The organism is Pseudomonas sp. AC169 (genome assembly GCF_979258515.1).
Window position 1 is genome coordinate 1,130,989 of sequence record NZ_OZ409866.1, and the last position, 25,443, is coordinate 1,156,431.

General features: G+C 58.4%; 16 protein-coding genes. 10 read left to right on the top strand and 6 right to left on the bottom strand.

Annotated elements, in window-relative coordinates:
• Positions 1-317 precede the first annotated feature (317 nt).
• Genes ACZZ0G_RS05135 through ACZZ0G_RS05145 form a run of 3 tightly spaced genes read left to right on the top strand, consistent with a single transcriptional unit; the run spans position 318 to position 3,203 of the window.
• Positions 318-1,439 (top strand): glycosyltransferase family 4 protein, encoded by a 1,122-nt coding sequence (locus ACZZ0G_RS05135; RefSeq protein ID WP_463555508.1) that lies wholly within the window; start codon positions 318-320, stop codon positions 1,437-1,439.
• Positions 1,432-2,208, top strand: coding sequence for a DUF2334 domain-containing protein (locus ACZZ0G_RS05140; RefSeq protein ID WP_463555509.1), 777 nt, complete (start codon positions 1,432-1,434; stop codon positions 2,206-2,208). Before ACZZ0G_RS05135 ends, ACZZ0G_RS05140 begins: the two co-directional genes overlap by 8 nt.
• Positions 2,205-3,203 carry a lysylphosphatidylglycerol synthase transmembrane domain-containing protein gene (locus tag ACZZ0G_RS05145; protein ID WP_463555510.1) on the top strand — a complete coding sequence of 333 codons (999 nt, stop codon included), beginning with the start codon at positions 2,205-2,207 and terminating at the stop codon, positions 3,201-3,203. Before ACZZ0G_RS05140 ends, ACZZ0G_RS05145 begins: the two co-directional genes overlap by 4 nt.
• On the opposite strand, the gene ACZZ0G_RS05150 is transcribed toward ACZZ0G_RS05145, so the two are convergent.
• On the bottom strand, positions 3,187-3,363 hold the full coding sequence (locus tag ACZZ0G_RS05150) for a hypothetical protein (RefSeq protein ID WP_463555511.1): 177 nt from the start codon (positions 3,361-3,363) through the stop codon (positions 3,187-3,189). The two genes, ACZZ0G_RS05145 and ACZZ0G_RS05150, sit on opposite strands and share 17 nt — an antisense overlap.
• Positions 3,364-3,449: 86 nt before the next feature.
• Positions 3,450-4,298 (bottom strand): formyltetrahydrofolate deformylase, encoded by an 849-nt coding sequence (purU, locus tag ACZZ0G_RS05155; RefSeq protein WP_007912774.1) that lies wholly within the window; start codon positions 4,296-4,298, stop codon positions 3,450-3,452.
• 336 nt (positions 4,299-4,634) lie between these two features.
• Between purU and mvaT the strand changes: the two genes are divergently transcribed.
• Complete coding sequence (gene mvaT / locus ACZZ0G_RS05160) at positions 4,635-5,012, top strand: histone-like nucleoid-structuring protein MvaT (protein ID WP_038366705.1); 378 nt, start codon at positions 4,635-4,637, stop codon at positions 5,010-5,012.
• 96 nt (positions 5,013-5,108) lie between these two features.
• Here the strand turns inward: mvaT and sbcB are convergent, their stop codons facing one another.
• Positions 5,109-6,539 (bottom strand): exodeoxyribonuclease I, encoded by a 1,431-nt coding sequence (sbcB, locus tag ACZZ0G_RS05165; protein WP_463555512.1) that lies wholly within the window; start codon positions 6,537-6,539, stop codon positions 5,109-5,111.
• A gap of 181 nt (positions 6,540-6,720) precedes the next feature.
• Between sbcB and ACZZ0G_RS05170 the strand changes: the two genes are divergently transcribed.
• From ACZZ0G_RS05170 to ACZZ0G_RS05195, 6 genes are read left to right on the top strand one after another with little or no spacing between them, the layout of a single operon-like run.
• Entirely contained in the window at positions 6,721-7,446 is a 726-nt protein-coding gene (locus ACZZ0G_RS05170; RefSeq protein ID WP_463555513.1) for an RDD family protein, read from the top strand.
• Positions 7,443-8,420: a stage II sporulation protein M gene (locus ACZZ0G_RS05175; RefSeq protein ID WP_463555514.1), complete on the top strand. Its 978-nt coding sequence runs from the start codon at positions 7,443-7,445 to the stop codon at positions 8,418-8,420. Before ACZZ0G_RS05170 ends, ACZZ0G_RS05175 begins: the two co-directional genes overlap by 4 nt.
• Positions 8,407-9,954 (top strand): DUF4129 domain-containing protein, encoded by a 1,548-nt coding sequence (locus ACZZ0G_RS05180; protein WP_463555515.1) that lies wholly within the window; start codon positions 8,407-8,409, stop codon positions 9,952-9,954. Before ACZZ0G_RS05175 ends, ACZZ0G_RS05180 begins: the two co-directional genes overlap by 14 nt.
• Positions 9,951-11,114, top strand: coding sequence for a DUF4350 domain-containing protein (locus tag ACZZ0G_RS05185; RefSeq protein WP_463555516.1), 1,164 nt, complete (start codon positions 9,951-9,953; stop codon positions 11,112-11,114). The genes ACZZ0G_RS05180 and ACZZ0G_RS05185 overlap by 4 nt, the downstream gene beginning before the upstream one ends.
• Complete coding sequence (locus tag ACZZ0G_RS05190) at positions 11,111-12,112, top strand: AAA family ATPase (RefSeq protein WP_463555517.1); 1,002 nt, start codon at positions 11,111-11,113, stop codon at positions 12,110-12,112. The genes ACZZ0G_RS05185 and ACZZ0G_RS05190 overlap by 4 nt, the downstream gene beginning before the upstream one ends.
• Positions 12,109-13,440: a DUF58 domain-containing protein gene (locus ACZZ0G_RS05195; protein ID WP_463555518.1), complete on the top strand. Its 1,332-nt coding sequence runs from the start codon at positions 12,109-12,111 to the stop codon at positions 13,438-13,440. The genes ACZZ0G_RS05190 and ACZZ0G_RS05195 overlap by 4 nt, the downstream gene beginning before the upstream one ends.
• On the opposite strand, the gene ACZZ0G_RS05200 is transcribed toward ACZZ0G_RS05195, so the two are convergent.
• The 3 genes from ACZZ0G_RS05200 to ACZZ0G_RS05210 are packed head-to-tail and all read right to left on the bottom strand — an operon-like array spanning position 13,441 to position 25,342.
• A complete protein-coding gene (locus ACZZ0G_RS05200) occupies positions 13,441-17,487 on the bottom strand; it encodes an Ig-like domain-containing protein (protein WP_463555519.1) in 4,047 nt (1,348 codons plus the stop codon).
• Entirely contained in the window at positions 17,484-21,602 is a 4,119-nt protein-coding gene (locus ACZZ0G_RS05205) for a Tc toxin subunit A-related protein (protein WP_463555520.1), read from the bottom strand. The genes ACZZ0G_RS05200 and ACZZ0G_RS05205 overlap by 4 nt, the downstream gene beginning before the upstream one ends.
• Positions 21,599-25,342: a Tc toxin subunit A gene (locus ACZZ0G_RS05210; RefSeq protein WP_463555521.1), complete on the bottom strand. Its 3,744-nt coding sequence runs from the start codon at positions 25,340-25,342 to the stop codon at positions 21,599-21,601. The genes ACZZ0G_RS05205 and ACZZ0G_RS05210 overlap by 4 nt, the downstream gene beginning before the upstream one ends.
• Between the last annotated feature and the right edge of the window lie 101 nt (positions 25,343-25,443).

Below are 25,443 nucleotides of genomic sequence, written 5' to 3' on the forward strand. Positions count from 1 at the left end.
CAGATCTTCATGCTGTTCAAAATTCGACTTCGACTGAAGATTTTCAGGTCGATGTATCAAGCCGAATACCTCCGTCAGTCCCCCTCTCTAAAAAGGGCGAGGGGGAAAGGGAGCAGATCTTCATGCCTTTCAGAACCTGAGTTCGACTCAGGCCTGTCAGGTCGATGTATTTTCAACATCCACCTCGGTTAGTCCCCTCTCCCTCCGGGAGAGGGCTAGGGTGAGGGGCTCTTCAGCTCTTCTGCTCTACCGCGCAATCCCGACCGAACATCTATTCTTGATAAAGGTCAACCAAGGGAGAACCACGCAGCGGAGGGATGATCACCGTGCATATCGCCGACATCACCATGTTCTACGCCCCGGCCAGCGGCGGTGTGCGGACTTATCTGGATGCCAAACACCGCCGGCTCGGGGTCAAACCCGGCATTCGCCACAGTCTGCTGATTCCCGGCGCGCACTTCGGTGAACACGACGGCATTTACACGGTTCCCGCCCCCGCCCTGCCCTTCGGCAAAGGTTATCGATTCCCCCTTCGCCTCGCGCCATGGCGCAATGTCCTGCAGGATCTGCAGCCCGATCTGATCGAAGTCGGCGACCCTTACCTGACGGCCTGGGCCGCACTGGATGCGCGCCGGCAGCTGGATGTACCGGTGATCGGCTTTTATCACTCGGACCTGCCGCTGTTGGTCGGCAATCGCATGGGCCATTGGGTTACCCCGAATATCGAGGCGTATGTCACCAAGCTCTACGGTAACTTCGACCGCGTGCTTGCCCCCAGTCAGGTCATGGCCAACAAGCTCACCGGCCTCGGTGTACGCAATGTGTTCGTGCAACCGCTGGGCGTCGATCTGCAGACTTTTCATCCCGATGCCCGCGATCCGCAACTGCGTGCAGAACTGGGCATCGCCGAAGACACCCGGCTGCTGATTTTTGCCGGGCGCGGGTCGAAAGAGAAAAACCTGCCGGTACTGCTCAAATGCATGCAACGCCTCGGCCCGCGCTATCACTTGCTGCTGGTCGGTTCGTCGATGCCCGCGGCCGTACCGGACAATGTCAGCGTGATTGACCAATTCTGCCCCGCGCCACGCGTCGCGCAGTTAATGGCCAGCGCAGATGCATTGCTGCATGCCGGCGATCAGGAAACCTTCGGTCTGGTAATCCTCGAAGCCATGGCCTGCGGCATTCCCGTGGTGGCAGTGGCGGCCGGAGCTTTCGAAGAGATCGTTAACGAGTCCTGCGGCCTGCTTTGCGCACCGAACAACCCGCAGGCGATGGCCAATGCCGTGCGCGAACTGTTCAGTCGCGGTTGCGTGAAACTCGGCCAACAGGCGCGCCAGCATGTCGAACGTCATTACGCGTGGGACACGGTGGTCGACAGCCTGTTGGGCCACTATCACGCCGTTCTCGGGCATACCCTGCCCAAAGTTGCCAATGGTTGAGCCGATGAATTGCCCCGCCCTGTTGCTGGTGCTTCACGACGTGGCGCCTTCGACGTGGGCGGATTACCAACCGCTTGTCGAAGCCGTCGACGCTTTGGGCAACGTGCCGATGACGTGGCTGGTGGTACCGGATTTCCACCGACACAACGCCCTCGATGAGCACCCGGCATTTTGCCGACTGCTTGATGCGCGCGTTGCCCGTGGCGACGAGTTGGCGTTGCATGGTTATTTCCACGATGACCAGGAGCCCGGCCCGATAACGCCGCGCGAATGGTTCATGCGCCGCGTTTACACCCATGAAGGCGAGTTCTATCGTTTGTCCTTTGAAACCGCCCTCGCCCGCCTGCGCGCCGGCATCGATGTGTTTCAGCGCTATGACTGGCCGCTGCACGGTTTCGTCGCCCCGGCATGGTTGATGAGCGACGGCACCCGCCAGGCTCTGCGCGAGTTACCGCTGAGCTATACCAGCGATCCGCAGCATTTATATCGTTTGCCGGATTTCACCGCGATCGACGCGCCGGGCCTGGTCTGGAGCGCCCGCAGCGCCTGGCGCAGAGGCTTGTCCAAGATTGTCAGTGAGCAGCGTCAACAGCGTTGGCGTCAGGCGCCGGTGATTCGTCTAGGCTTGCATCCTGTGGACATGCGTCACGGTTTTTCCCGCGAGTACTGGCTGCATACCCTCGAACGATTAATGAGTGAAGGACGCGTACCAATGACCAAAATGCACTGGCTCGCTCAACAGCGCGGTCAACTGGAACATGTTGCATGAGTCGCGGCATTCTCTTGCTGATCGGCCTGCTCGCGGCGGTGCTGATTCCGGTTGTGCTCGGCGGCAGCGAAACCTGGGCGCGGCTGCAGAGTTTCCCGTTGCAATGGCTGCTGATCATGTTCGGCATGATCCTGCTCTGCTGGGGCATCAATACCCTGCGTTTGCGCCTGTTGCTCGGCGATCAACGCGATCGTGTCACGCCGATAAAGAGTCTTGGCGTGGTCATGGCCGCCGAATTCGCCTATTGCGCGACACCCGGCGGCAGCGGCGGGCCGCTGACCATCATGGCCTTGCTGGCCCGATCGGGCGTGCGCCCGGCCCGGGGCAGCGCGGTGTTTGCCATGGATCAGCTCAGCGATTTGCTGTTCTTTCTCTGCGCCCTGAGCGGGATTCTCATTTATGCGCTGTTTCAGCACCTCAGCGATCGACTTGAATGGCTGCTGACGGTCAGCGCAGTGTCGTTGTTTGGCGGTTTGCTCTGTTGCGTATTGGTCGCGCGTTATCACCGCGCCTTGATTCGCCTGAGCGGACTCCTGTTGGCAAGGATGAACGTCAAGGCCAGCACCCGGCGTCGTTGGGCGCGCAAGTTGCTGCACTTTCTCGCGGCGTTTGCCGATACGTTGAAGTTGCCTTGGCAAACATTGATCAAAGTATTCGCCCTGACCTGTGTGCATTGGTTGCTGCGTTACAGCGTGCTGTATCTGGCGCTGCGTGGCCTGGGTGCTGACTTGCAGTGGGCCTGGAGTTTTCTGGTGCAGATGCTCTCGCTGGGCGCTGGCCAGTTCAGTCTGTTGCCGGGGGGTGCAGGTGCGGCGGAACTGACGTCGGCAGCGCTGCTGGCGCCGATGGTCGGTAAATCCACCGCAGCGGCGGCGATTCTGATTTGGCGGGTGGTGACGTATTACTTCTATCTGCTGGTGGGTGGCCCGGTATTTTTGTTAATGCTGGGACGGCCACTGTTGAAGAAGATAATGAACGTCAGACAGGCTTCTTAGCGTCGTCCTGATCCTCTATGAGTTGTTCCCACAACTCGGCGGCACCGGGAAACTCGGTGCCGTCCTCCGGGCTCATGTCCTCCGGGTCATAGCGGCTGAGGCAACCTTCACCGAGGGTGGCCGGGGCTTTGGAGGTGGCTTTGTCCAGCGGATCGCTCATGAACTTTTCCTCGGGTCAGAAACGGCGAAGGGCCTGGAACGATTGAACGCCCAGACCCTTCGTTTTTCAAGCCTGTGTGCTTTAGATCAGAACACTACAGTCTTGTTGCCGTGTACCAGCACGCGATCTTCGAGGTGGTAGCGCAGGCCACGAGCCAACACCATCTTCTCGACATCACGGCCGAAACGCACCATGTCTTCGATGCTGTCACTGTGGCTGACACGCACCACGTCCTGCTCGATGATCGGGCCGGCGTCCAGCTCTTCAGTCACGTAGTGGCAGGTCGCGCCGATCAGCTTCACGCCACGCAGCGACGCTTGGTGATACGGCTTGGCGCCGACGAACGATGGCAGGAAGCTGTGGTGAATGTTGATAACCTTGTGCGCGTATTCGCGGCACATGTCCGGCGGCAGGATTTGCATGTAGCGCGCCAGCACCACCACTTCGGCATCGTGCTGCTTGACCAGGCGCGACACCTCGTCGAAAGCCGGCTGCTTGTCCTGCGGGTTGACCGGGACGTGGTAATAAGGAATGCCGTGCCATTCAACCATACTGCGCAGGTCATCGTGGTTGGAAATCACACAGGAGATTTCGCAGTCCAGTTCGTCGCTGTGCCAGCGGTGCAGCAGGTCAGCCAGGCAGTGGGATTCGCGGCTGGCCATCAGGACTACGCGCTTCTTCTGCTCGGTGTCGGTGATGCGCCAGTCCATCGAGAACTCTTCGGCGATCGGCGCGAACTTCTCGCGCAATACTTCAATACCGAAAGGCAGCGAGTCGGCACGAATTTCGTGACGCATGAAGAACCAGCCCACTTGATTGTCCGAGTGGTGGCTCGCTTCGGTGATCCAGCCGTTATGGGCTGCCAGAAAATTACTGACTTTGGCAACGATGCCAACGCGGTCCGGGCAAGATATCACCAGCCGAAAAGTGCGCATGAGGGGAAAACTCCAGAACTTCGCAAAGGCCGCCATTCTAGCGGCTGCGCCGGAAAACTGCAGTATTGATCAGCACGCGCTTGCGCCTGGCCCGGCGCTACGGCTTTTCGATGGAGTAACCGTCAACCTGATGATGATCCTGTGACATGGTTTGATCAGACAACTGTGAATATCTGTGATGACTGGATCACACTATTTAACTGAATATTCAATACAGGGCAGTTTCTCGTAACTAATTTAAATAAAAACCCCGGTTAAATGTTTACTTGATGAAACAGCCTGACTATTATTGCGCCACTGTCCCCTGCCATTCAGCACTCTACTAAGGTAGTAATCATGTCCTTGATCAACGAATATCGCGCCACCGAAGAAGCTATCAAAGAGCTGCAAGCCCGTTTGAAGAACCTGTCCCAAGACGACAAACTGCAAGCCGAGCTGGAATTCGAAGGCAAACTGCGCACCCTGATGGGCGAGTACTCCAAATCCCTGCGTGACATCATCGCGCTGCTGGATCCGGATGCAAAAACCAAAGCTCCACGCGGCGGCGCAGTAAAAACTACCGGCACCAAGCGTGCTCGCAAAGTTAAACAATACAAAAACCCGCACAACGGCGAAGTCATCGAAACCAAAGGTGGCAACCACAAAACTCTGAAAGAGTGGAAAGCCAAGTGGGGCGGTGACGTGGTTGAAGGCTGGGCTACCCTGCTGGGCTAAGCCGCAACGCCTTCGCAGAGCGATCTGCGAAAAAACAAACGCCAGCGAATGCTGGCGTTTTTTTATGCCCGGCATTTAAGCCGTTCATGTTCGATTTCAAAGATTCAAACGTTTGCGCAATGCCTGGACATAATTCTTCCATTCATTGAGCACTTCACTCTGCATCGGCGAGGCAGTAAGCGACCATTGCTCGGCCGCCTCGGTAAAAGATTTCAAGGTATTCGGTGCGCCACATTCAGGCGCGGACAAGCGCTGCTGACAAAATATTCTCCAGCGCTCTTGCTCTTCGAAATTCAACGTCTCGGGAAAGTTACGTGCGCGATATCGAAAGAGTAATTCAGGCAAACGTTCGTCATCGAAAGGCCATTGCTCTTGCGCTAGTTGCGCCGGGTCGGCGCTCCTCACTTGCTCACATAGACGCCGGTCGCGGTCACCGATAAATCCGTCGTACAACTGTTGTTCCGGATCCTCGCTCGGAATGAAATCTTCGCTGACATAAATCTCTGCAACTTTATCTTTCCAAACTTGCTGTGCGTCAGTTAGCCGCAGTGCTCGCTGTTGATACAGTGCCATGTCCAGCCCCAGACGCTGCTGATCCTGCGCGCGCAAAACCGAAAGCGGCGCCACCACCGGGCAACGGTTGATGTGAATCAGCTTGAGCGGCACCGGCAACTCGCCTTCGAGCAAATCATCGCGACGCGTGTACAAACGCTGGCGCAGGGTTTGCGCGTCCAGATCCAGCAACCCCTGGGGATCGAGATGCAGGTCGCAGACGATCAGGGCGTTGCGGTTTTTCGGGTGCCAGGCCAGTGGCAGCACCACACCGACATAACTGCGCGCGGCCGAGAAACGTCCCGAGATATGCACCATGGGCTGCAACAGGCGGATCTGATCCATGACTTTTTGCTTGCTGCGCAACTGAAACAGCCAGTCATACAGTTTGGGTTGTTTCTCGCGGATCAAGCGCGCCAATGCGATGGTCGCGCGCACGTCTGACAACGCTTCGTGGGCATGCCCGTGATCGATGTGGTTAGCGGCGGTCAGGCGTTCAAGCTTGAGCGTCACCCGGCCTTCGTCATCGGTGGGCCAGACCAGGCCGTCAGGACGCAGCGCATAAGCAGCACGCACCACATCAATCAGATCCCAACGACTGTTGCCGCCCTGCCACTCTCGGGCGTAAGGGTCGAAGAAATTGCGATACAGACTGTAACGGGTCATCTCGTCGTCGAAACGCAGCGTGTTGTAACCGGCGCCACAGGTGCCCGGAGCCGCCAGTTGCGCATGCACGCGAGTCATGAAATCAGCTTCGCTCAAGCCTTTTTCGGCGAGCTGGCTCGGGGTGATGCCGGTGATCGCGCAAGCGGCCGGATGCGGCAGGATGTCTTCGCTGGGCTGGCAGTAGAGGTTGACCGGCTCGTCGATCTCGTTGAGCGCATGGTCGGTGCGGATCCCGGCCACCTGCAAGGGGCGGTCGTTACGCGGATTGATGCCAGTGGTTTCGTAGTCGTACCAGAAGATTGAAGTCACGGGCGGTTCCTGAACTGAAGATCGGCAAAGTCTAGGCGCTCGACCGCGCTCGCGGCCAGCCTCGCGTCATTCAAACATTTCGCGCTTAACGATGTGCAATACATAGTTATGTCGTTTTCCCCCGAGAGGCTGCTAGCATCGACCTCACTTGCACCCCGAACAGGCGAACATCAGGTAGCCCATGCTCGAGTCCACAGCACCGCCAAGGAAAGCACCGCTGGCCCCGCCGCTGGATACGCGGCATCAGGTCGAAACGCCGGAAGGCATCGACCTGCCGTTGCGTCCTGCCGGGTTGATGGTGCGTGCCGTGGCCTTCGCGATCGATCTGGCCATACGCGGCGTGATCATGGGCGTGCTGTTCATCGCCCTGGCATTTCTCGGCAAGCTCGGCATCGGCCTCGGTTCGCTGCTGCTGTTTGCGATCAGCTGGTGGTACATGGTGCTGTTTGAAGTGCTGCGCCAGGGCCGCTCGCCGGGCAAACAGTGGATGAGGCTGCGTGTGGTGCACGACGACGGCACACCGATTGGCTGGTCGGCCTCGTTGCTGCGCAATCTGCTGCGGTTTGTCGATCTGCTGCCATTCGGCTATTTCCTTGGCACGCTCAGTTGCCTGCAACACCCGGCCTTCAAACGCCTCGGCGACATCGCTGCAGGCACACTGGTGGTCTACAGCGAACGCCCGCTGACTCGCCCGCAACTGCCTGACGCCGAACCACGGCGTTCGCCCGTCCCCCTGACGCTCGCGGAACAACGCGCCGTACTGGGTTTTGCCGAGCGCCAAAGTGAATTATCGCCAGCGCGGGTCAATGAACTGGCGGCTCTGCTCGCACAGCCACTGCATATTTCCGCGCCCAAAGCTGTCATTGAACTCAATGGCATCGCTCGCGGTTTGTTGGGCCCGACATGAAGCAGAGCCTTTTCGAAACACGTCACAAGGCTGAGTGGGAGCGTTTTACGTTGGCCCTCGAACGCCTTGAGCGCGGCAAGGACACCTCGCAAGTTTCCGGTTTTCCCAAGTCCTACCGACGGCTTTGCCAGCATCTGGCATTGGCACAGGAACGCGGCTACAGCAGTTTCCTCATCGACTCATTGCAGCAACACGTGCTGCGCGGGCATCAGCAGCTGTACCGTCATCGCAGTCGGCTCGGCGCCAATCTGCTGAGTTTCATCCTCGCCGACTTCCCCAGGCTGGTCCGCGCCGAATGGCCTTTTGTGCTGGTCGCCTGCCTGCTGTTCTTCGGCAGCCTGATCGGCGTCGGCGTGTTGGTGTATGTGTTTCCCGAACTGGTCTATAACCTGATCCCCGCCGATCAAGTTCGCGAGATGCAAGGCATGTACGACCCGGTCGCCGGCCACCTCGGGCGCCCCGCCGAACGCGCGGCCAGCGAAGACTGGGTGATGTTCGGGTACTACGTGATGCACAACATCGGCATTGCCTTTCAGACCTTCGCCAGCGGCTTGTTGCTGGGCGTGGGCAGTGCCTTCTTCCTGTTCTACAACGGCATGGTCATCGGCGCGGTGGCCGGGCACCTCAGCGAGATCGGTTTCGGCCAGACCTTCTGGTCGTTCGTCATCGCCCATGGTGCCTTTGAACTTACCGCCATCGCCATCGCCGGGGCGGCCGGTCTGGAACTCGGCTGGGCCTTGATCGCGCCCGCACGGCTGACCCGCAGCGAAGCGCTGAAACGGGCGGCGCGCAAAAGTGTGCTGCTGGTCTGCGGGGTGATGGTGTTCCTGTTGATTGCCGCGTTTATCGAAGCTTATTGGTCGTCGAAAACCAGCGTCACGCCGCTGACCAAATATCTCGTCGGCGCCGGGCTGTGGGCATTGGTGGCGGTCTATCTGCTGTTAGCCGGAAGGACCCGTCATGCGCCTGAGTGACGCCACCGTGGTGATCCGTCCGCGCACGACCTGGGAAGCCATGGACCTCGGTGTGCTGATGAGTCAGCAACATCGGCGTCTGCTGATGACCAGTTGGGCGATCGTCACCCTGCCGCTGTTCGCCTTGCTCAGTTTGTTGCTATGGGATTCGCCGTCACTGGCGGTGTTTATCTTCTGGTGGCTGAAACCGGCGTACGAACGGCTGCCGCTGTACATCCTGTCGAAAGCGCTGTTTGGCGAAACACCGACACTCAGGCAAGCCTTGCGCGAATGGCCGCGCCTGCTCAAACCGCAACTGCTGGCCAGCCTGACCTGGCGCCGCCTGAGTTTCAGCCGCAGTTTTGTGCTGCCGGTGGTGCAACTCGAAGGCCTTGATGGCAGCGCCCGGCAACAACGTCTGCACGTGCTGCTGCAACGCAACGCCGGCGCCGCGCAGTGGCTGACCATCATCGGCGTGCATCTGGAAACCGCGTTGTGGATCGGCCTGATGGTGCTGTTCTACATGTTGCTGCCGCAGCAGATCGAAACGGATTGGGACTGGCAGTCGCTGATTCTCTCGACAGGTAACGAGTGGCGTTGGCTCGAACATCTGACCAATGCCTTCTACGCGCTGGTGCTGGTGGTGTGGGAGCCGATCTATGTCGCCTGTGGCTTCAGCCTTTATCTGAACCGGCGTACACAACTGGAAGCGTGGGATATCGAACTGGTGTTCCGCCGCTTGCGTCAACGTCTGAACAACAGTGTGCTGGGGTTGCTGCTGGCCGTCTGTCTGGTGCTGCCGAATATGCCGTCGACCTGGGCGGCCGAACCGGATGACAGTCCGCAGGCACCGCGCTTGTTGAATCAACCACTCAGCAGTCAGGCATCACGGGACAGTATCAAGGCATTGCTTGAACAGCCGCCGTTCAAGAACAAGGAAGTCGTTACCCGATACCGCTTTGGCGACGACCCGGCGAAAACAGGCGAAGCGCAAACACCCGGTGAAGCGCCGCAGTGGCTGAAAACCCTGCTGGGCTGGCTCGACGGACAACACTTGAATGGGCTGGCGAAGATCATTGAAGTGCTGTTGTGGAGCGCGGTCATTGCTGCGCTGGGCTGGTTGATCTGGCGGTATCGCGAGTTTCTCCAAGCCTTTGTCAGCCGTCGCCCAAGACTGCCTGCCAAACCGAAACGCGCGTTGCCGCAGCAAGCCTTCGGTCTGGATTTGAGCCGCGACACCCTGCCTGACGACATCGCTGCCCATGCCGAACAACTCTGGCAAAGCCAACCTCGTGCAGCGCTGGGCCTGCTCTATCGAGGGCTGCTCAGCCATCTGCTCCACGACTTCGATCTGTGCCTGAAACCCGCCGATACCGAACTTGAGGTGCTGGCACACATCGAGAAATTGCAGCGCCCCGAACTGCTCGCCTTCAGCCGCAACCTGACCACCCACTGGCAGAACATGGCCTACGGACATCGCTTGCCGGCGGCGCCGCTGCAACAGCAATTGTGCGATGGCTGGCGTGCCTTGTTCGGCCCCGGAGCCACCCGTTGAGTCGCCGGGCATTGTGGTGGGTCGCTGGGTTGATCGCCCTATTGGTGGGTGCGCTAAGCGTTTTCCTCTATCTCAAGGCCGAGCCCTACCAGGAAGAAGTCGATCACGGCCCCGCGCCTGCCGCGCAAGCCAATCCGTATCTGGCGGCCGAGCTGTTTTTGCGTGAGCGCGGCCTTACTGTCAGCCATGCCGAAAGCCTCGCGGTGCTCCCGGATACAGACCCGCGCAGTCATACATTGCTGTTGTTCAACGACCGCTCTCGAATGGCCCCACGTCAGGTTGACCAAGTGTTGAACTGGACGCGAGCGGGCGGGCGGCTGGTGTTCGTCGCCGAATCGTTATGGGATGAGCAGACGAAACAGAGTAACGACCTGTTACTCGATCGGGTGCAATTGCATCAATCCCTGAGCAAAGATCTGAAAGACCTGCCCGCCGACGCTGAACCAGAGCGCTTCCCGAAACTGACCAAACTCTTTCTGGAAGACGAAGACGCTCCGGCCTACGCCGGTTTCGACACCGACTTCCACCTCGAAGACCCGAAGAATCTTGCGCAAGCCTGGGCCAACAGCGCCAAGGCCACGCACATGATGCAGCTGCCCTACAGCCTTGGCACGATCACCGTGGTCACCGACGCCGAGTTGTGGAAGAACAAAACCATCAGCCAATACGACAACGCCTGGCTGCTCTGGTATTTGAGCGCCGACACCGATGTCACATTGATCTACAACACCGAGCACGATGGCCTGCTGACCTTGCTCTGGCGTTACTTCCCGCAAGCCATCGTCGCCCTGCTCGCATTGATCGGCCTGTGGCTCTGGCACGTCGGCGTACGCCACGGCCCACTGCAATTACCCGCGCCAACTGGACGCCGGCAACTGCAGGAACACCTGCGCGCCAGCGCCGATTTCCTGTTGCGCCACAACGGCCAGCAGGCACTGCTGCAAGCACTGCAACAGGACGTGCTGCGCCGCGCCCGTCGCCGCCATTCCGGCTTTGATCAATTGAACGTTGCCGAACAATGGCTGGCGTTGTCGCGCCTGACCCGGCAACCCACCCGCGCTATCAGCCAGGCCCTGAGCCCAGTGCCGAACCGGCGGATCTCCAGCGCCGATTTCTGCCGCCAGGTCGCCCACCTGCAAACCCTGAGGAACACGCTATGACCGAACAGATCGAGCCCGGCAGCGCCAGCCACGCCGCCCAGCAACGCCAGCGTGCGAGCCAGTTGGCGCAAGCCGTGCGCAGTGAATTGCAGAAAGCGTTGATTGGCCAGAACCAGGTGATCGACGACGTGCTGACAGCGCTCATCGCCGGTGGCCATGTATTGCTCGAAGGTGTGCCGGGGCTGGGCAAAACCCTGCTGGTGCGCGCATTGGCCCGCTGCTTCGGTGGCGAGTTTGCGCGGATTCAGTTCACTCCGGACCTGATGCCCAGCGACGTCACCGGCCACGCCGTGTACGACCTGCAAACCGAACAGTTCAAGCTGCGCAAAGGCCCGTTGTTCACCAATCTGCTGCTGGCCGACGAGATCAACCGCGCCCCGGCGAAAACCCAGGCAGCGCTGCTCGAAGCCATGCAGGAGCGTCAAGTCACGCTCGAAGGTCGCGCCCTGCCCATCGCACAACCGTTCATGGTCCTGGCCACGCAAAACCCGATCGAACAGGAAGGTACGTATCCCCTGCCGGAAGCCGAACTCGACCGGTTCATGCTCAAGGTGCGCATGGACTACCCCGACGCCGATCAGGAGCTGAATATGGTACGTCAGGTCTGCCGCTCGACCCGCGCCGACATGCTCGATGTGCAGCCGCTGCGCACCGTGCTGCAGGCCAAGGATATGCAAGCCTTGCAACGCATCGCCAGTGACTTGCCACTGGACGATCAGGTCCTCGATTACGCCGTGCGCCTGGCGCGCAGCACGCGCACCTGGCCGGGGCTGACCCTTGGCGCCGGGCCACGCGCCTCGATTGCCCTGGTGCGTTGCGCCCGTGCCCGCGCCTTGTTGCGTGGCGGCGAATTCGTGATTCCCGACGACATCAAGGGCTGCGCACTGGCCGTGCTGCGCCATCGCGTACGCATCGCTCCGGAACTGGACATCGAAGGCCTGCAGGTCGATCAGGTGCTTGCGCAACTGCTCGACCAGGTGCCGGCGCCGCGCCTGTGAAACCCACGCGACTGCTGTTGATCTGGCTGGCATTGCTGTTGGTCATCGGTATTGTGCTGGGCGCATTGCGCGCACTGGAGGTCGACACTCCGGCGAGCCTGATATCGATCAACTGGGGCTTGCTGCTGGCGCTGCTGGCCCTGGCATTGTTGGATGCGTTACGCCTGCAACGTCTGCCAACACCGCGCATCACCCGGCAGATGCCCGGGAGTCTGGCGCTCGGCCGTTGGAGTGAGGTGCGCCTGGAAATCGAACATGCCTTCAGAGCGCCGACACACATTGAGCTGTTCGACCACCCGCCAGAAGGGTTGAGTTTCGAAAACCTGCCGCTGTCGATTGAACTGCAACCCGGCCAGCGCAGCCTGCTCGGCTATCGCCTGCGCCCGCTCAAGCGTGGTCATTTCAGTTTCGCCCACTGCGAAGTCAATCTGCCCAGCCCCTTGGGCTTATGGTCAGGCAAACGCCTGCTCAGCGTCCGTGACCAGACCCGCGTCTACCCCGACTTCGCCCGGCTCTATGGCGGTGAACTGCTGGCGGTGGACAACTGGCTCAACCAGCTCGGCGTACGTCAGCGGCAACGTCGCGGTCAGGGTCTGGAATTCCATCAACTGCGCGAATTCCGTGAAGGCGACAGCCTGCGCCAGATCGACTGGAAAGCGACGGCCCGTCAACGCACACCGATTGCCCGCGAATATCAGGACGAGCGCGACCAGCAAATCATCTTCCTGCTCGACTGTGGCCGACGCATGCGCAGCCAGGACGATGAACTCTCGCACTTCGACCACGCGCTTAATGCTTGCCTGCTGCTCAGTTATGTCGCCCTGCGTCAGGGCGATGCAGTGGGTTTGAGTACCTTCGCCAGCGATCAGCCACGCCATCTCGCGCCGGTCAAAGGCAGCGGCCAACTCAACGTGCTGCTGAACTCGGTTTATGACCTCGACAGCACGCAACGCCCTGCGGATTATCAGGCCGCCGCCAATCAACTGCTGAGTCGCCAGAAGCGCCGGGCACTGGTGGTGCTGGTAACCAACCTGCGCGATGAGGACGACGAGGAACTGCTCGGCGCGGTCAAACGTCTGAGCGCACAACATCGGGTGCTGGTCGCCAGTCTGCGCGAAGAAATGCTGGATACGTTACGTCCGACCACGGTGCAAACATTGCCCGAGGCGTTGGCTTACTGCGGCACGGTGAACTACATGAATGAACGGGCAGAACTCCATGAGCGGTTGAGCGCTCATGGCGTTCCGGTGGTGGATGTCCGGCCTGCAGAGTTGGGGGCCGAACTGGTGACGCAGTATCTGAGCTGGAAACGAAGTGCGGCGCTTTGATCATCTCTCGATCTGCACGTGCACAAATCCGCTGCTCGAGGTCCCGTCAGGATTCTCGACTTTGACGTCAAGGGAAACGATTTCCGACAATCCCATCACCCGCCAAGAGGTTTTGTATTCACCGTTGTCATCCGTAATAGCCTCAATGTGTGGCAGCCTGCCGTTAATGGAGACAAGAACTTTCCTTTTCGGCATCGGTTCTTCAGAAGCCTTGTCTACGATCAACGCAGTCATGGTTACCCAGTCGTTCACGAAAGCCGGATTCGGCGCAGCGACGACGGACTTCACAACCGCAGGACGTTCAGTGACAGTCAACCGTAGCGTTTCCACATCCCAGCCAGCCAAGCCGCCCTTTACCGACGCCCACAATGCTGCCTCACCTGCAGAGCCCAAGACAAAGCGCACCGTTGCCATGCCATCGGTACCCGTCAGTGTTGCCGGTAAAGATGTGTTGCCGTACTCCCACATCACTTCGACATTAGCCAAAGGCTCGCCGGTATTGGCTGAAACCACCCAAGCCTGAGCTGAAATTTCTTGCCCCGGATAACCGGTCAAATCATTGCTGAACAGCTCTTTGATCTGTCGAGGCTCATGCAGGTAATACGACAACGAAATCGATTCCGAATACTGCACATCCCCCACCGTCGCGGTCAGTTGCGCCGCTCCGGGAGTCTTGGGCACAAAGCGGATCCGCGCCTCGCCGTAGAAGTTGGTGGTCGTCGTCACCTCGCCAAGATCCGGACTGCGCCAGACAACATTCATCCCCACCATCGGCCTGCCGCTGATGGCCGAAACAACGGTGATCTGCTCGGACACAGCCTCGCCCCAGTACAGCGTCTGGCTAACCCGCGAACGCTCGGCGATCTTCACCACTTGCGCGCCTTCACCCACCGACATTGCATTGACAGGTGACCATCGTGCCAGGCTTTCGCAGGCCAGAAACAAGCCGAAACTGCCATTACGCTTGTCATCGACCATGAAGGAATCGGTGAATCCCGCCTCGCGGCTGAAGACCCTTGGCAAACCGAGTACGGGCTGAGTAAAACGAATGCCGAGTGCCTCGGGCCCGGTGCCGACCATGCCCAACGTCAACTTTCGACCGGACAAAAAGGTGTCTTGCGGGGCAGTTACATCGATTCTATGGGTCAGTTTGCGACGCGCGAAACCAGTGTCCTGGCCGAAAGGCTGTACAGGTCCGTTGTCCATACTGAACTGCAATCGAGCCCACGGATCGTCGGCCAGCGAACAGACCTCCATCGAACGTGTATCTGTAGCATTGTCATACGGACTGGTGACCGACACTTCAACCGTTGCCGATCCGCCTGTGGTTGCCCCATACGCAAAGCCTGCCCAGCCATCGTCAGCAGTCACGTGTTCTTCAGAGTGACCATCAACCTTCCACTGCGTTGGCACTTGAACCATGGCATCTTCCGAGAAATCCGAACGTACCTTCGCCCACATCCATGCAGGGTCCTGATCCACGATCGGGAAAACGGCAGACTCACGCACGGTTTCAATGCTGAGTTTGTTGTGGCCCAAGTGCATTCTGGTGACATCCGTCGAGCCAGCCCCCGCGGTCAAGAATTTCAGACCGAACGCCCCGCCCCCCCGACTATCGGAACAATCCAGTGTCCAGGTCATGCCGCTTTCATCAATATTATTGATGCTGCTCTCTGGAGGATTACGCACGATCCCCAGCTCTTCCGCCGTGCTGCCGGACCAGTACATCTCGATGTAAGTACCCACCAATGGGCTCAATGCATTCGTTCTGAAAATATATCGGTGCACAGCGCCAATGCAGGGATACAGCGACTGACCTTTGTCAGTGCTCATTTGATCCAGAACAAGCGTGAACTCATCGTAGATATCCGGCGATGACAAACGACCGAGCAACTCCCGATCCTCCAGTGAATCGGTCAACAACCGAAGTCCGAACATACTGCTGCGGCTCGTTACGAACTCAGAACTCAGCGTCCAGATCAGCGGTTCATCCGCGCGCAATACCCTGGGTTCGCCAAGTTCACTTACCGCCAACCCGATGTCTGATTCGTCAACGCCCCATGCCAACGTAATTTCCTGGCCGATAAGAGGACTGTCGGCAAGCGCTGTGACCTCCAGAGAATGGATTTGACCTCGTCGGCAGAAAAGACCCAGATCCTGGTCGATCAGACCACGATCAAACGTGATGTTGACCTTGTCTTTCCAAGAACTCCTGGCCATCGCGGTCACGCTGAATTCGCACTCATGCGGCGCAGCAGATTCATGCGCTCGGACCGCTGCGGTGATCCCATGAGTCCCGGGTTCTCTGGTGTAAAACTTCAGGCTCCCCCAACCACCGCTTCCCGTTTGGCTCTGCACGACGCTGTCGGCCATTCGCCACTCGACCAGCGCACCGATGACCGGTTCGCCGTCGCCCTGATCAGTAACATGCACCACCTGCAACCGCAGGTACGCACTTTCGTACGCCTCCACCACCGGACTATTCGCGGCCTGGCGTACCTCTTTGATTTTGATCCTGTTGCGCGCCAGCGACATGCGCTTCCTGGGCGACGGCAACAACAGCTTCGAGCAGACCAGTGACAACTCGAATATCCCGTCGCGCCGGTCTTCGCAGTTCAGCGTCCAGGATGCAGTGCCCCCTCCATCGATCGGCATGGGCACCGATGTTTCCAGTGGCGGACTGACCACGACACCCAGTTGCCCAGGCTTGTCACCGTGCCAATGCAGATAGAAGTCGCTGCCTCGCAGACGACTGTTGGCCGCCAGCATTACATCAATGAAATGGGTAGAACCCCGGTTCGGATAACTGTTATCAATCCAGTCCCTGATCTCGTTGTTTTCACAGACAGTCAACTGTGCCCACGGATCCTCGCCCAGTACCAGCACGTCAAACGTCTGGGTCCACACACCCTGCTCGTAATAAAGGCTGACCACAGAGGCTTCGATAACGAAGTCCCCTGCTGCCTTCGCCGCATAATCGAAGTAGGCCCAACCTTGTTCATCAGTAACGGCAGCCGCCAACACCCCGTGCTCGGCGGTCGCCCAGTTCACCGTAAGCCCGGCAAATGGCTGGCCGGTGTAATACGACGCCACTTGCACACCCAGACGGACACTTTGCTCAATCAACGGGTAGTAAGCAGCCTCGAGCACCTCACGAAAAATCAGCCGATGATGCCCCAGCGATACGGGGATCTCGTAGGCCTGCGAGGTGTAACGGTTGCGCAAGCTCAGGGTGAATTCGTAGTCCTGATCATCGATCAACGGGCAATCGAGCGTCCATGGCGCGTCCAGCGCTTGCTGGGTGTCCCAGGCAGGCGTCGCGACAATCGCGCCCTGCGGATTATTGTCGATGCTCAATGCAACCGGGGTGCCATTCCAAGGGTTATCCGGCGCAGGTACAAAACCGAGCATGTGGGGCGTGATCAATGCGTCGATGCCAAAAGCTCCGCCCTTGCTGGCGCCCTGGCACAGGTACATTTTGCGCAAGGGCAGGAACGACAGGTCGTCCAGCTCAATTTGCTGCAACTCAAGTGGCGCGAGTTTCAACTCGATTTTGACGCGTGTAACCCAGATCTCGCCAAATGGACTGGAAGACTCTGTCGAGCTGTATATTTCGATGCGCAGTGGCTTTGAGCTTGAGATGTCCGATGTCAGTTCCACCTCATGCAGGGTCGGACTGAATCGCCTCTCTGGCCCGGATCCGAAACCCTCGCGCTGTTGTGCCTGCTCGGGTTTACCGAGGGGTTTGAGTTCGATGCGGTAATGCTCGGTTTCTCCCTGAGAAATCCTCACCCAGCCTGCTTGGCTGAAACTGCTTTCCCATAGAAAACTCAGCCAATAAATACCCTTGTCATCGGAATCTCTGGGAAGTGTGACGTCCTGAGTGACACCCGCGCCCTTCGGCGCTTTTATGTGCTTGACAGGCGTGTTGTCGTAATACGCCGTGCCTATAGCGACCCCCCCCGTCTTTGCCCAACATTCGAACCGTTCTTCGAAATCCCCGTTGCACACCAGGTTTTCATTCACCTGAACGATAGGATCATTCATGACTGCGCACTCCCTTGCCCCTGCCGGCCAGGCCTTCTTTTCGCTGCATTGACCAACTCCTTCACCGAATCGGTAAACGACTGATCTCCGCTCTTGCACGTATAGCGAATGCGCAAGATGCAATCGTTCATCGAGCCCAGCATGGCCTTCTGCGACGGTTCTTTATGCCATGGCCATTTCAGCTCCCAAGCGGATACCACACCGGTATTTTCAAATGGATAAAGCAAGCCTTCATCTGGCTTCGCCGCCGCCATGCCGTTGTCGGCGATCCCCACCGACAGGGCAATCTGCTGGCCCGGACGCAAGTTGAACAGCATATCGGAAGGGGCCACTACCCCAGGATCAGGATTGTGCAAGTACTGCACTGACTGCACCGAAGCCCGGCTGGCAGTCATGCTGCCGACCTGCAGCAAGGTCGCGCGCACGTCCTCGAAAGGTCCCGCCAGCACTGGCAAGTCGATTTCCACCGAACTGATCTGCCGGCAGTAATGTCCCGGATAATCCCGATCGAACAGCAATTGCGTCAGTCTGAAATCCAGCGAGCCGGTGGTCTGCAATTGCGCCAATGCATCTTCCCAACTACCGATACCGAGCTGTGGGTCTATTGCATCGTTGAACAGGCGACGCAAGGAGATGGTTTTTACCAGTTCAAGCCGTCGCTCGGTGCGCTGCAGGTATTCATATTCCATGCGCAGCAGAAACGCGCGCAGATGCTCGCCAGCGGTCAAACCGTGGCGTTGATCCTGCCAGACCTGCGGCAAGGGAATATTGGAATCGTAATCGCCAGTTTCGGCATTCATTGCCGCTTGCGCGCTGAGGCACAGACTGACGACTGCGTCGTAAGCCTGATAGTGCAAGGCCTTGAGCTGGCCCAGCATCCAGCCGAACAATTCGGCATTGGTCGCGCGCTTTTTCAGATAGTTGTACATCGTCAACGCTTGGGCGTTAGCTCGCAGCGTTTGCGCGAGGTTGGTTCTGGCGGCATCAATCGCAAGGCTCTGCGCGACGATCTGCGCATCGATGGCCGCAATTTCTGCCAGCGCCTGATCGCGTTGCAGCCCCCATTCATTGCGGCGACGGCGATAACCTTCGGTAGTGGCTTGCTTGTCGGCATCGATCTGCAACATTGACGAAGCTATTTCCAGGCCAAAGCAGATGGCATCCGTGACTTTGTCGACACGAAACCCGCCGTTCGCCATACCGAAAATATTAGGCGCCGCCGCCACTGCCGCGCCTACCGGTTTGAGGACTTTGGCCGTCAGCGCCAGCTCTTTGGACTGGTCCAGGTTTGCCATGACCTGATATTCGACGGCCGACACGTTTTCGTCATAGCGGGCTGCGTAAGCATCTGCCCGTTCCCGCGCCACTGTCCGGCTCTGCTCAAGCGCCGTCATGCTCGCTTCCAACTGAGCGATGGATTGCTCCTGCACGGTTCTGGCGTAATTGCCCAACTCCACCAGATGGTTTTGCTGCAGCTCTTCCTGCTCGGCACGATCACGCCGCTCAAGCAGATTGAGTACCTGGCTGCCGTAATCCTGCAAGGCCTGCACCGCACGCAAGGCAACCTCGAAGATCGCGCGCCAGCGAAACGCAATCACCACCAGCCGTCCGCCCATCGGTCTGGCGCCACCGACACCCCCTGCTGCCAGATCGCGCAGCAATTGGTTCGGGTCAGTCGGTGGGTTGAACAACGGCAGGAGCATGGGCTTGCCATCAATCGTCAGGTTGTTGCGCAAGTTGTTCATCCGGTACTGCGGCTCGTTGAACCGCGTGAACAACTCATCATTGATGGGTGCCCTGAACGGCGGACACCCCAACATACCCAGCATGGGAGCTGTATCGGAGCCGGCCGGAACATCTGCCAGGCTGTAATTCAATGTCTGCTCGAAGGTTTCCAGTGCCGTACGCGTGCAACTTTGGGCCAGAAGGTTCCCCAGCGTCGCGGTCTGCCACAAGTTCACCGTTTGAGTCAGAGGCGGTTTGCCCATCAATGATCCCGCTTGCACATAGCACAGCTTTGCCGCCGCCAGACTTTCGCGGGTCAGTTGGCGGTAATGCCAGTCCCCCCAGGCCATGAGGTTCTTCACATACTCGATGAACATCAGCAGCCTCAAATGCACAGGCGCCGAATACCCAATCGCATCCGGATCGGCAGGCGCCACGGATTCACAGCCGGCATTGCCCAGATCGTTGAGCAACGGTCGGCAGCGCCAGTAATCAGGTTTCGCGGGTACCGAGCTGCTGTCGGCAGTAGCCCGGGGATCGAAGACGAAATGCAACCACGTCTGTGCTTCGGCAAACCGCTCCTCATCCCGCAAGCGCGTCGCGATCAAATGCGGCAGATGGAAAAACAGTTCCCAGAAAAACAGCCCGTTGGCACCGTCGAAAGCGCCGTTGCGCTCCTCGAAATCAACACCAGTGGGTGGAGGTTCTGACAAATGCTGGGAGTCCCAGTTGATCAGCGTGGCTGGAGAGACAGTGGAGCGTGTGACCAACTCGGGGCCGAACAGCGAATTGAGCCGAACGTATCGCAGTGCCCAGCCAGCGCCCAGTTGAAAGTCGAGGAATTGGGCGGCATCCGTGGTGTTTTTCAGCAGCGTTGGCGCGATGAAATCAGGGAGATCGACAATCGTCAGGTCAAACTGTTTACCGCCAAAGCCTTCAGTATCATTCTTTAGGGTGAACTTGACGTTGTTCCAAGAGCCTTTTGGTCGAGTGAAAGTGTCCGAAAACCTCATCGTCCAACCGCCGGCTGTAGACACCGCAAGTGTCACCGGCGCTGGGTCGCCATTAGCGGAGTTCTCCAACTGCAAGGTAAAGTTTGTGTTCTTCTCTGACAAACCTGTGGGCCTGCAAAAGCCCTCAACTGTCAGCTGATCTTTGTCTCCCACTCGCATGGCGAAGACGTTCAGCCCCAGAAAAGCTGCCATGGCGCCTGACGGTGACTCGCTTGGTACCACCGAAGCCTCAAGACCCAAGGGGTGCTGAACCGTCAAGGCAGAAACAAATCGTTCATTCTTGGCCAGCTCCAGCCAGGTACCACTGTCTTCGACAACGGGGCGCATCAGCACATCGATGATCGCGGTCTCTTTCAAGGCACCGGTGTCGGTTCTATCATTGGCCAGCAATACCCCGAGCTTGCCTTTGGGACTCTGCGAGTCGACCCACACAGTTGCGATCAATCGGGCACCTGCCGAGAGATCCTCTTCAAACTCGCTATGGCGTAAATTCAAAGGCGCCGACCACTGGCCGGTCTGCCTCATGAAGGCCACATTGATATCCAGTTGATGGGGTACGAACCGGGATCTATCGTCTGGCAATGGCTGTTCTCCGTCGCCCGGAGGATCGGCCTTGATAATCTCGCCGACCTTGTCCCGCCACTCCGCCCAGACCAGACACAGCCGGCCGTTCCAGACCACCGGACGCATGTCCAGCACCCGCCCGGCAGGTTGAATATCCACGGCTTTCCATTCACTCCACGCCGCCGGGTTGACGGCAACACACGTGGGCGTGATCTCGATTTGCGCCTTGCGCCAGAAGTACTGGAACGGCGGCACCCGCTGACGCCCGACAAAGTAATAATCGGCGCGCTCCGGGGTCGTGCCGTCCATGTAGCCACTGATAACATCCAGATCGCAGATCTGTTCGAAGGCTTGCAAGTAATCCCGCAGCGCGGCTAGAACCGATTCGATGCTCAAACGGGCCTGGTTGAGGTAGTTTTCAAGAATCTTGAACAGATCCGTCTTGCGTTGACGCACGCACGGATTGATGTAGTTTTCCGGGTAGAGCGCGATCATCTGCACTGCGGCCCAGTCCGGGTAGTTGTCGTACAGCGCCCAGTTTTCCAGGTGCTCAGGGGGAAACTCGTGGTTTTCGAAACCGGGCTCCATTTTGTTGTACACCGCACTGATGTATTGCTGCGCACAACTGATCGCTTCGGCCACCCCCGACGTCTGCACCCGAGCACTGTCCAGCGGGTCGATGCGCAGCAATTCGAACACGTCCTCCGGGGTCCGCAAAGGCGGATAACGCTCCGCCCTTACTTGCCCGATGCAATACTCAAGCAACGCGGTACGACGTTTTTCCTGCAACAGGCCAATGTTGTTCGACGTCATGATCCTTGCTCCGTGGAAGAGGTTCCCGAGTCACTGGCGGAAGGCGGTGACGCTTGTTCAAGCGAGTGGCTGCGGCCTTGCGTTTCCCCAAACCTGATGGGTTCGAAGAGAACCCCCTGCCCGCTTGCCAGGCTGCGTATACCGACTTCGAATTCACCGATGAAATCGCTGGTGATATAAACCGTGGTTTCACCTTGCTGATTGGTGAAACCCTGTGCCGGACGGATCCTTGGCCTTTCTTCGGGATCTGTTCCTTCTTCCCAGGCCCAGTCCACCAGCATGTTGGCCCCAAGGTTTCCGTACTGGTCCACCATCGTGGCGTAGAGGGTGATTTCCTGACCAAGTGGCACGACCTCCGTTGGCACCGGAGACATGAGCGATGTTGGGAAATTCATGCTGTCGGCGTCGGCGATGACGTTGATGCTCACTGCCCACTCAGGCTCGAGCAGGCTCACGGAAAAATAAAGGCTGTCCGTACCCAGGACTTTGCCCGGAACATACTCAGCCGTGAGGACTCCGTTGATATCGGTGGCACCCGAACTGATGATCCCTAGCTCGGAGTGCCAGTCAACAGCGACACCTTTCAACGCTGCCCCCCGGGCGTCAGTGAGCGTCATCGTAATGACCGCTTTCTCGTCTGGTTTACGAGCGAAGACTTCTGTAGGCGTTACGGTGCAAGTCATCCTGACCAACTGTTTCAGTTCGCCCGGTGTTTGCACGACCGGCACACGCGTCTGGGTCTGACTGAGCAAAGCCAGTTCAGCTGCCTGGGCATAGACTTCACTGGCATCGGTTGTCTCCGGCAAGGTACCGATCCGCAAAATGGTCCGGGCATCCATTCCGGTCTGCATCGACAACTGGTAAACGCGTATCAGCAGATCCAGTTGTTCCAGGGTTTTCAACACTTGGGTTTCAGGATCGATATGGCGAACACACTCGCTGACTTCCTGCGCGCTCCAGGCGAAGAATTCAGCCAGTTTGATCGCCGCTGCCTGCTGCACCACGCGTAATGCATCGACGCTTAGCTTGGGCGGTAGCGAATGGACCTGACGCAGATAGTCCAGCAGTTTCTGCTCTGGCTGTTCACTCATGCTGAACGCGCGGCTCAGCGTGGTCATCGCGTAAAGTATGCGCACCGAGAACACATATTTTTGAGAGGGATCGACGATGATGATGCCTTGGTCGACCCACACCTCATATCCATAATCCAGATAGTCCCGGACCAGGGCCGCACTCAAACCCAACATTGAAACGACTTCGGCGCGCTGGCGCACGACAGCCAGCAATTCGAGTAACGGATCTGAAGGTTCGTCGCGCCTGCGCTCCGTCGCTGGCGATTCGAGGTCAGTGCGGTCATACACCTGGCGCAACAGTTGGTACACCGAAGCATCGACCCATTTCAGCAGCAGAACGGCCAATTCGCCCTCGATGCCGGCGTAGACTGCCAGCGACTCCCTGACCAGCGACACCTGAGCGTCTCTGGCCTGCAGAAGAACGACGAGCATGATTTCGGCCAAGACGCTGACCTGGGTTTCCTCAATGTCCAGGCCGTTCCTGACGGCCCATTCGAGCTTCTCGCGGGCAAAGGCCGAATAATCTTCCAGCGTCAGGGCAGATGCCAGTATCAGGCCATTGGCATCGACAACCGGCGCCAGCCCCTCACTGTCAATCGACAGTAAATCCAGCCAGTCGCTTTCGCCGGCCGGCGGAATGCCGGCTACGAGAAAAGAATTATTGGATAACCGCGCGCTGGGCAGGAGGGTGCCGATCTTGTCGAAGAACTGCTGGTCCTGCTGGGAGAATTCGCTCAGACGCAGTGGTGCACTCACGTGCTGCAACATCCACAGCACCGATATGTTGCTTTGCTCGCACCATTGGACACAGGCCTGCATGGCTTCGATCAGGCTCAGCACGCCCGGACCGCCAGCCGTGGCGTCAATACGGCTGTCATCATCCGCCACGTCGACAATGCGCGGCTTGCCCGCCAACCCTTTGAGCCAGGTTTCTCCCCCCAGCACACGGAGCATCAACACGCCTTCGACCGGTGTGATATTCAACAACCGGGGCAGTTTTACCAAACGGTAAAAACTGGAAATGACCGCCGAACTGCGCACCAGATTGTCGGAAAGATCATGAGCCTGGGCTATCGCCAACGCCAGGTAGTGGTAAGTCTGAAGATCAATGCCCAAACCACTGCATAGCTGGCTCACCGTCAGGTTGTCTTGATCCGATGTCGGTATCAGCGCAAACGGTGTGCCGTCGAGTCGCAGCGGCTCGCGATAATTGTCCTGATTGTTGAAGACCTGATCGAACTGCGACAGTGCATCACCGCGACCGTACAGTGACAGTTCATCGAGAAACACGGCGAAATCCGCTGCCGTGCAGTTGTAGCGTTCACGCAGTCGCTGAAACAGACCCAATGCATGAATCACGTTGACCGAAATGGCCCACACCTCCGGCTTTTCGGCTCCACGCGCTTGCGCCCTGATCGCTGCGACCAACAGGGCGTCAGTCTGCTCAGGGGGCAGATTCAGCCATTTGTCCAGGCGTAACTTGCGGTTGAGTCGATCGAATGTATTCAAGCCTCTTGGGGTATTGGGATTAACGATAATCCGATGAAAATTATTCCCTGACTGCGTGGTGATACCGATAGCGGGGTGAGCATTATCATTGATGTAAACCGAGCCGGATCGGCCGCCTTCCGGGACGTCGGGCTCACTGGAGTATTTGACATTGGCCGAACGCCGCGGCGCGTAGTCCCCAACCGACAAAAGACTTGTCACCTCCTCGGCCACAAGATTTGTACGTTCAGCCAAATAAAATATCTGATTGAGATTCATAAACTCAAAGTCTTCGGTGCCAAAGTTCTCCAGATAAAACTGATACATCTCCTCAAAATTTTTATATTCCTCAGTCACCAACTGCTGCTGGTACGGGCCAAGGCGAGAGGCATGAGCCAGAGCAGCAGCGGCAAGCCGGGTCAGGGATCCGGAGTGCAAGAAGTTGGGGAATTTAACGTCAACGATGTTGGCAAAATCCCCCACTGATCGTCCGTTGAAACCCGTAACCCCATCAACCGTGACCCAGTGCTGGTAATACGGCAGACCATTGGGATAGCGCGCTTCGATCAATGCCTGTTCAATGGGAACCGTCGTGTTCGCAGCGATGAACGCCTGTAGCACGCGTACGATCACGTCGACTGATGACTCCGGCGCGTTCACCGTTTTACTGTCGACCGTCAACGCCATCAAATCCGTGCGACGCTCATGCAACGGTAGCTTGGCGTCATCACCAACGGATTCGATCAAGTCGCGAATCAAGCGATACAAGAAGACGAGATACGCCGAAGGCCCGAACATGGACTCCAGAGAATCCGAGGGGCACTTGGTTTTCAATTGCAGATCGAACAGTCGCTCCAGTTGCGGCCCGTCAACGAGCGACATCAAACCGCTGGACGGTCCTGTCGACCCGACTTTGTCCCCCTGCGCGTGATGCTCAATAAACCGACGTCGCACGTAGGTTGCCAGGCTGTTGGCCCGGCGCAAAAAGCGCCGGGCCTCTTGCTGCTCAAGTCCGTATTCGCCGACCAGCACCGGAAGACCCTTTTCGACCAGAGGGAAAATCGATCCCCCCTGCTCAATGTAACTCCAGAGCTTCGAAAGCCGGTTTTGCGCAGTGGACGTTTGCTCACCAAACAGTTGAATGAACAACTGCGCAGCGGGACGGAGTGAATCAGCCATGGTCACATTCCTTGAGTCGAAAACGGGCCCGATCCGCCTGATTGTTGTGTCAGGCGGACCCAGCATCCCGTAACGATTTAGCGCTTGAACGCAGCAGCTGC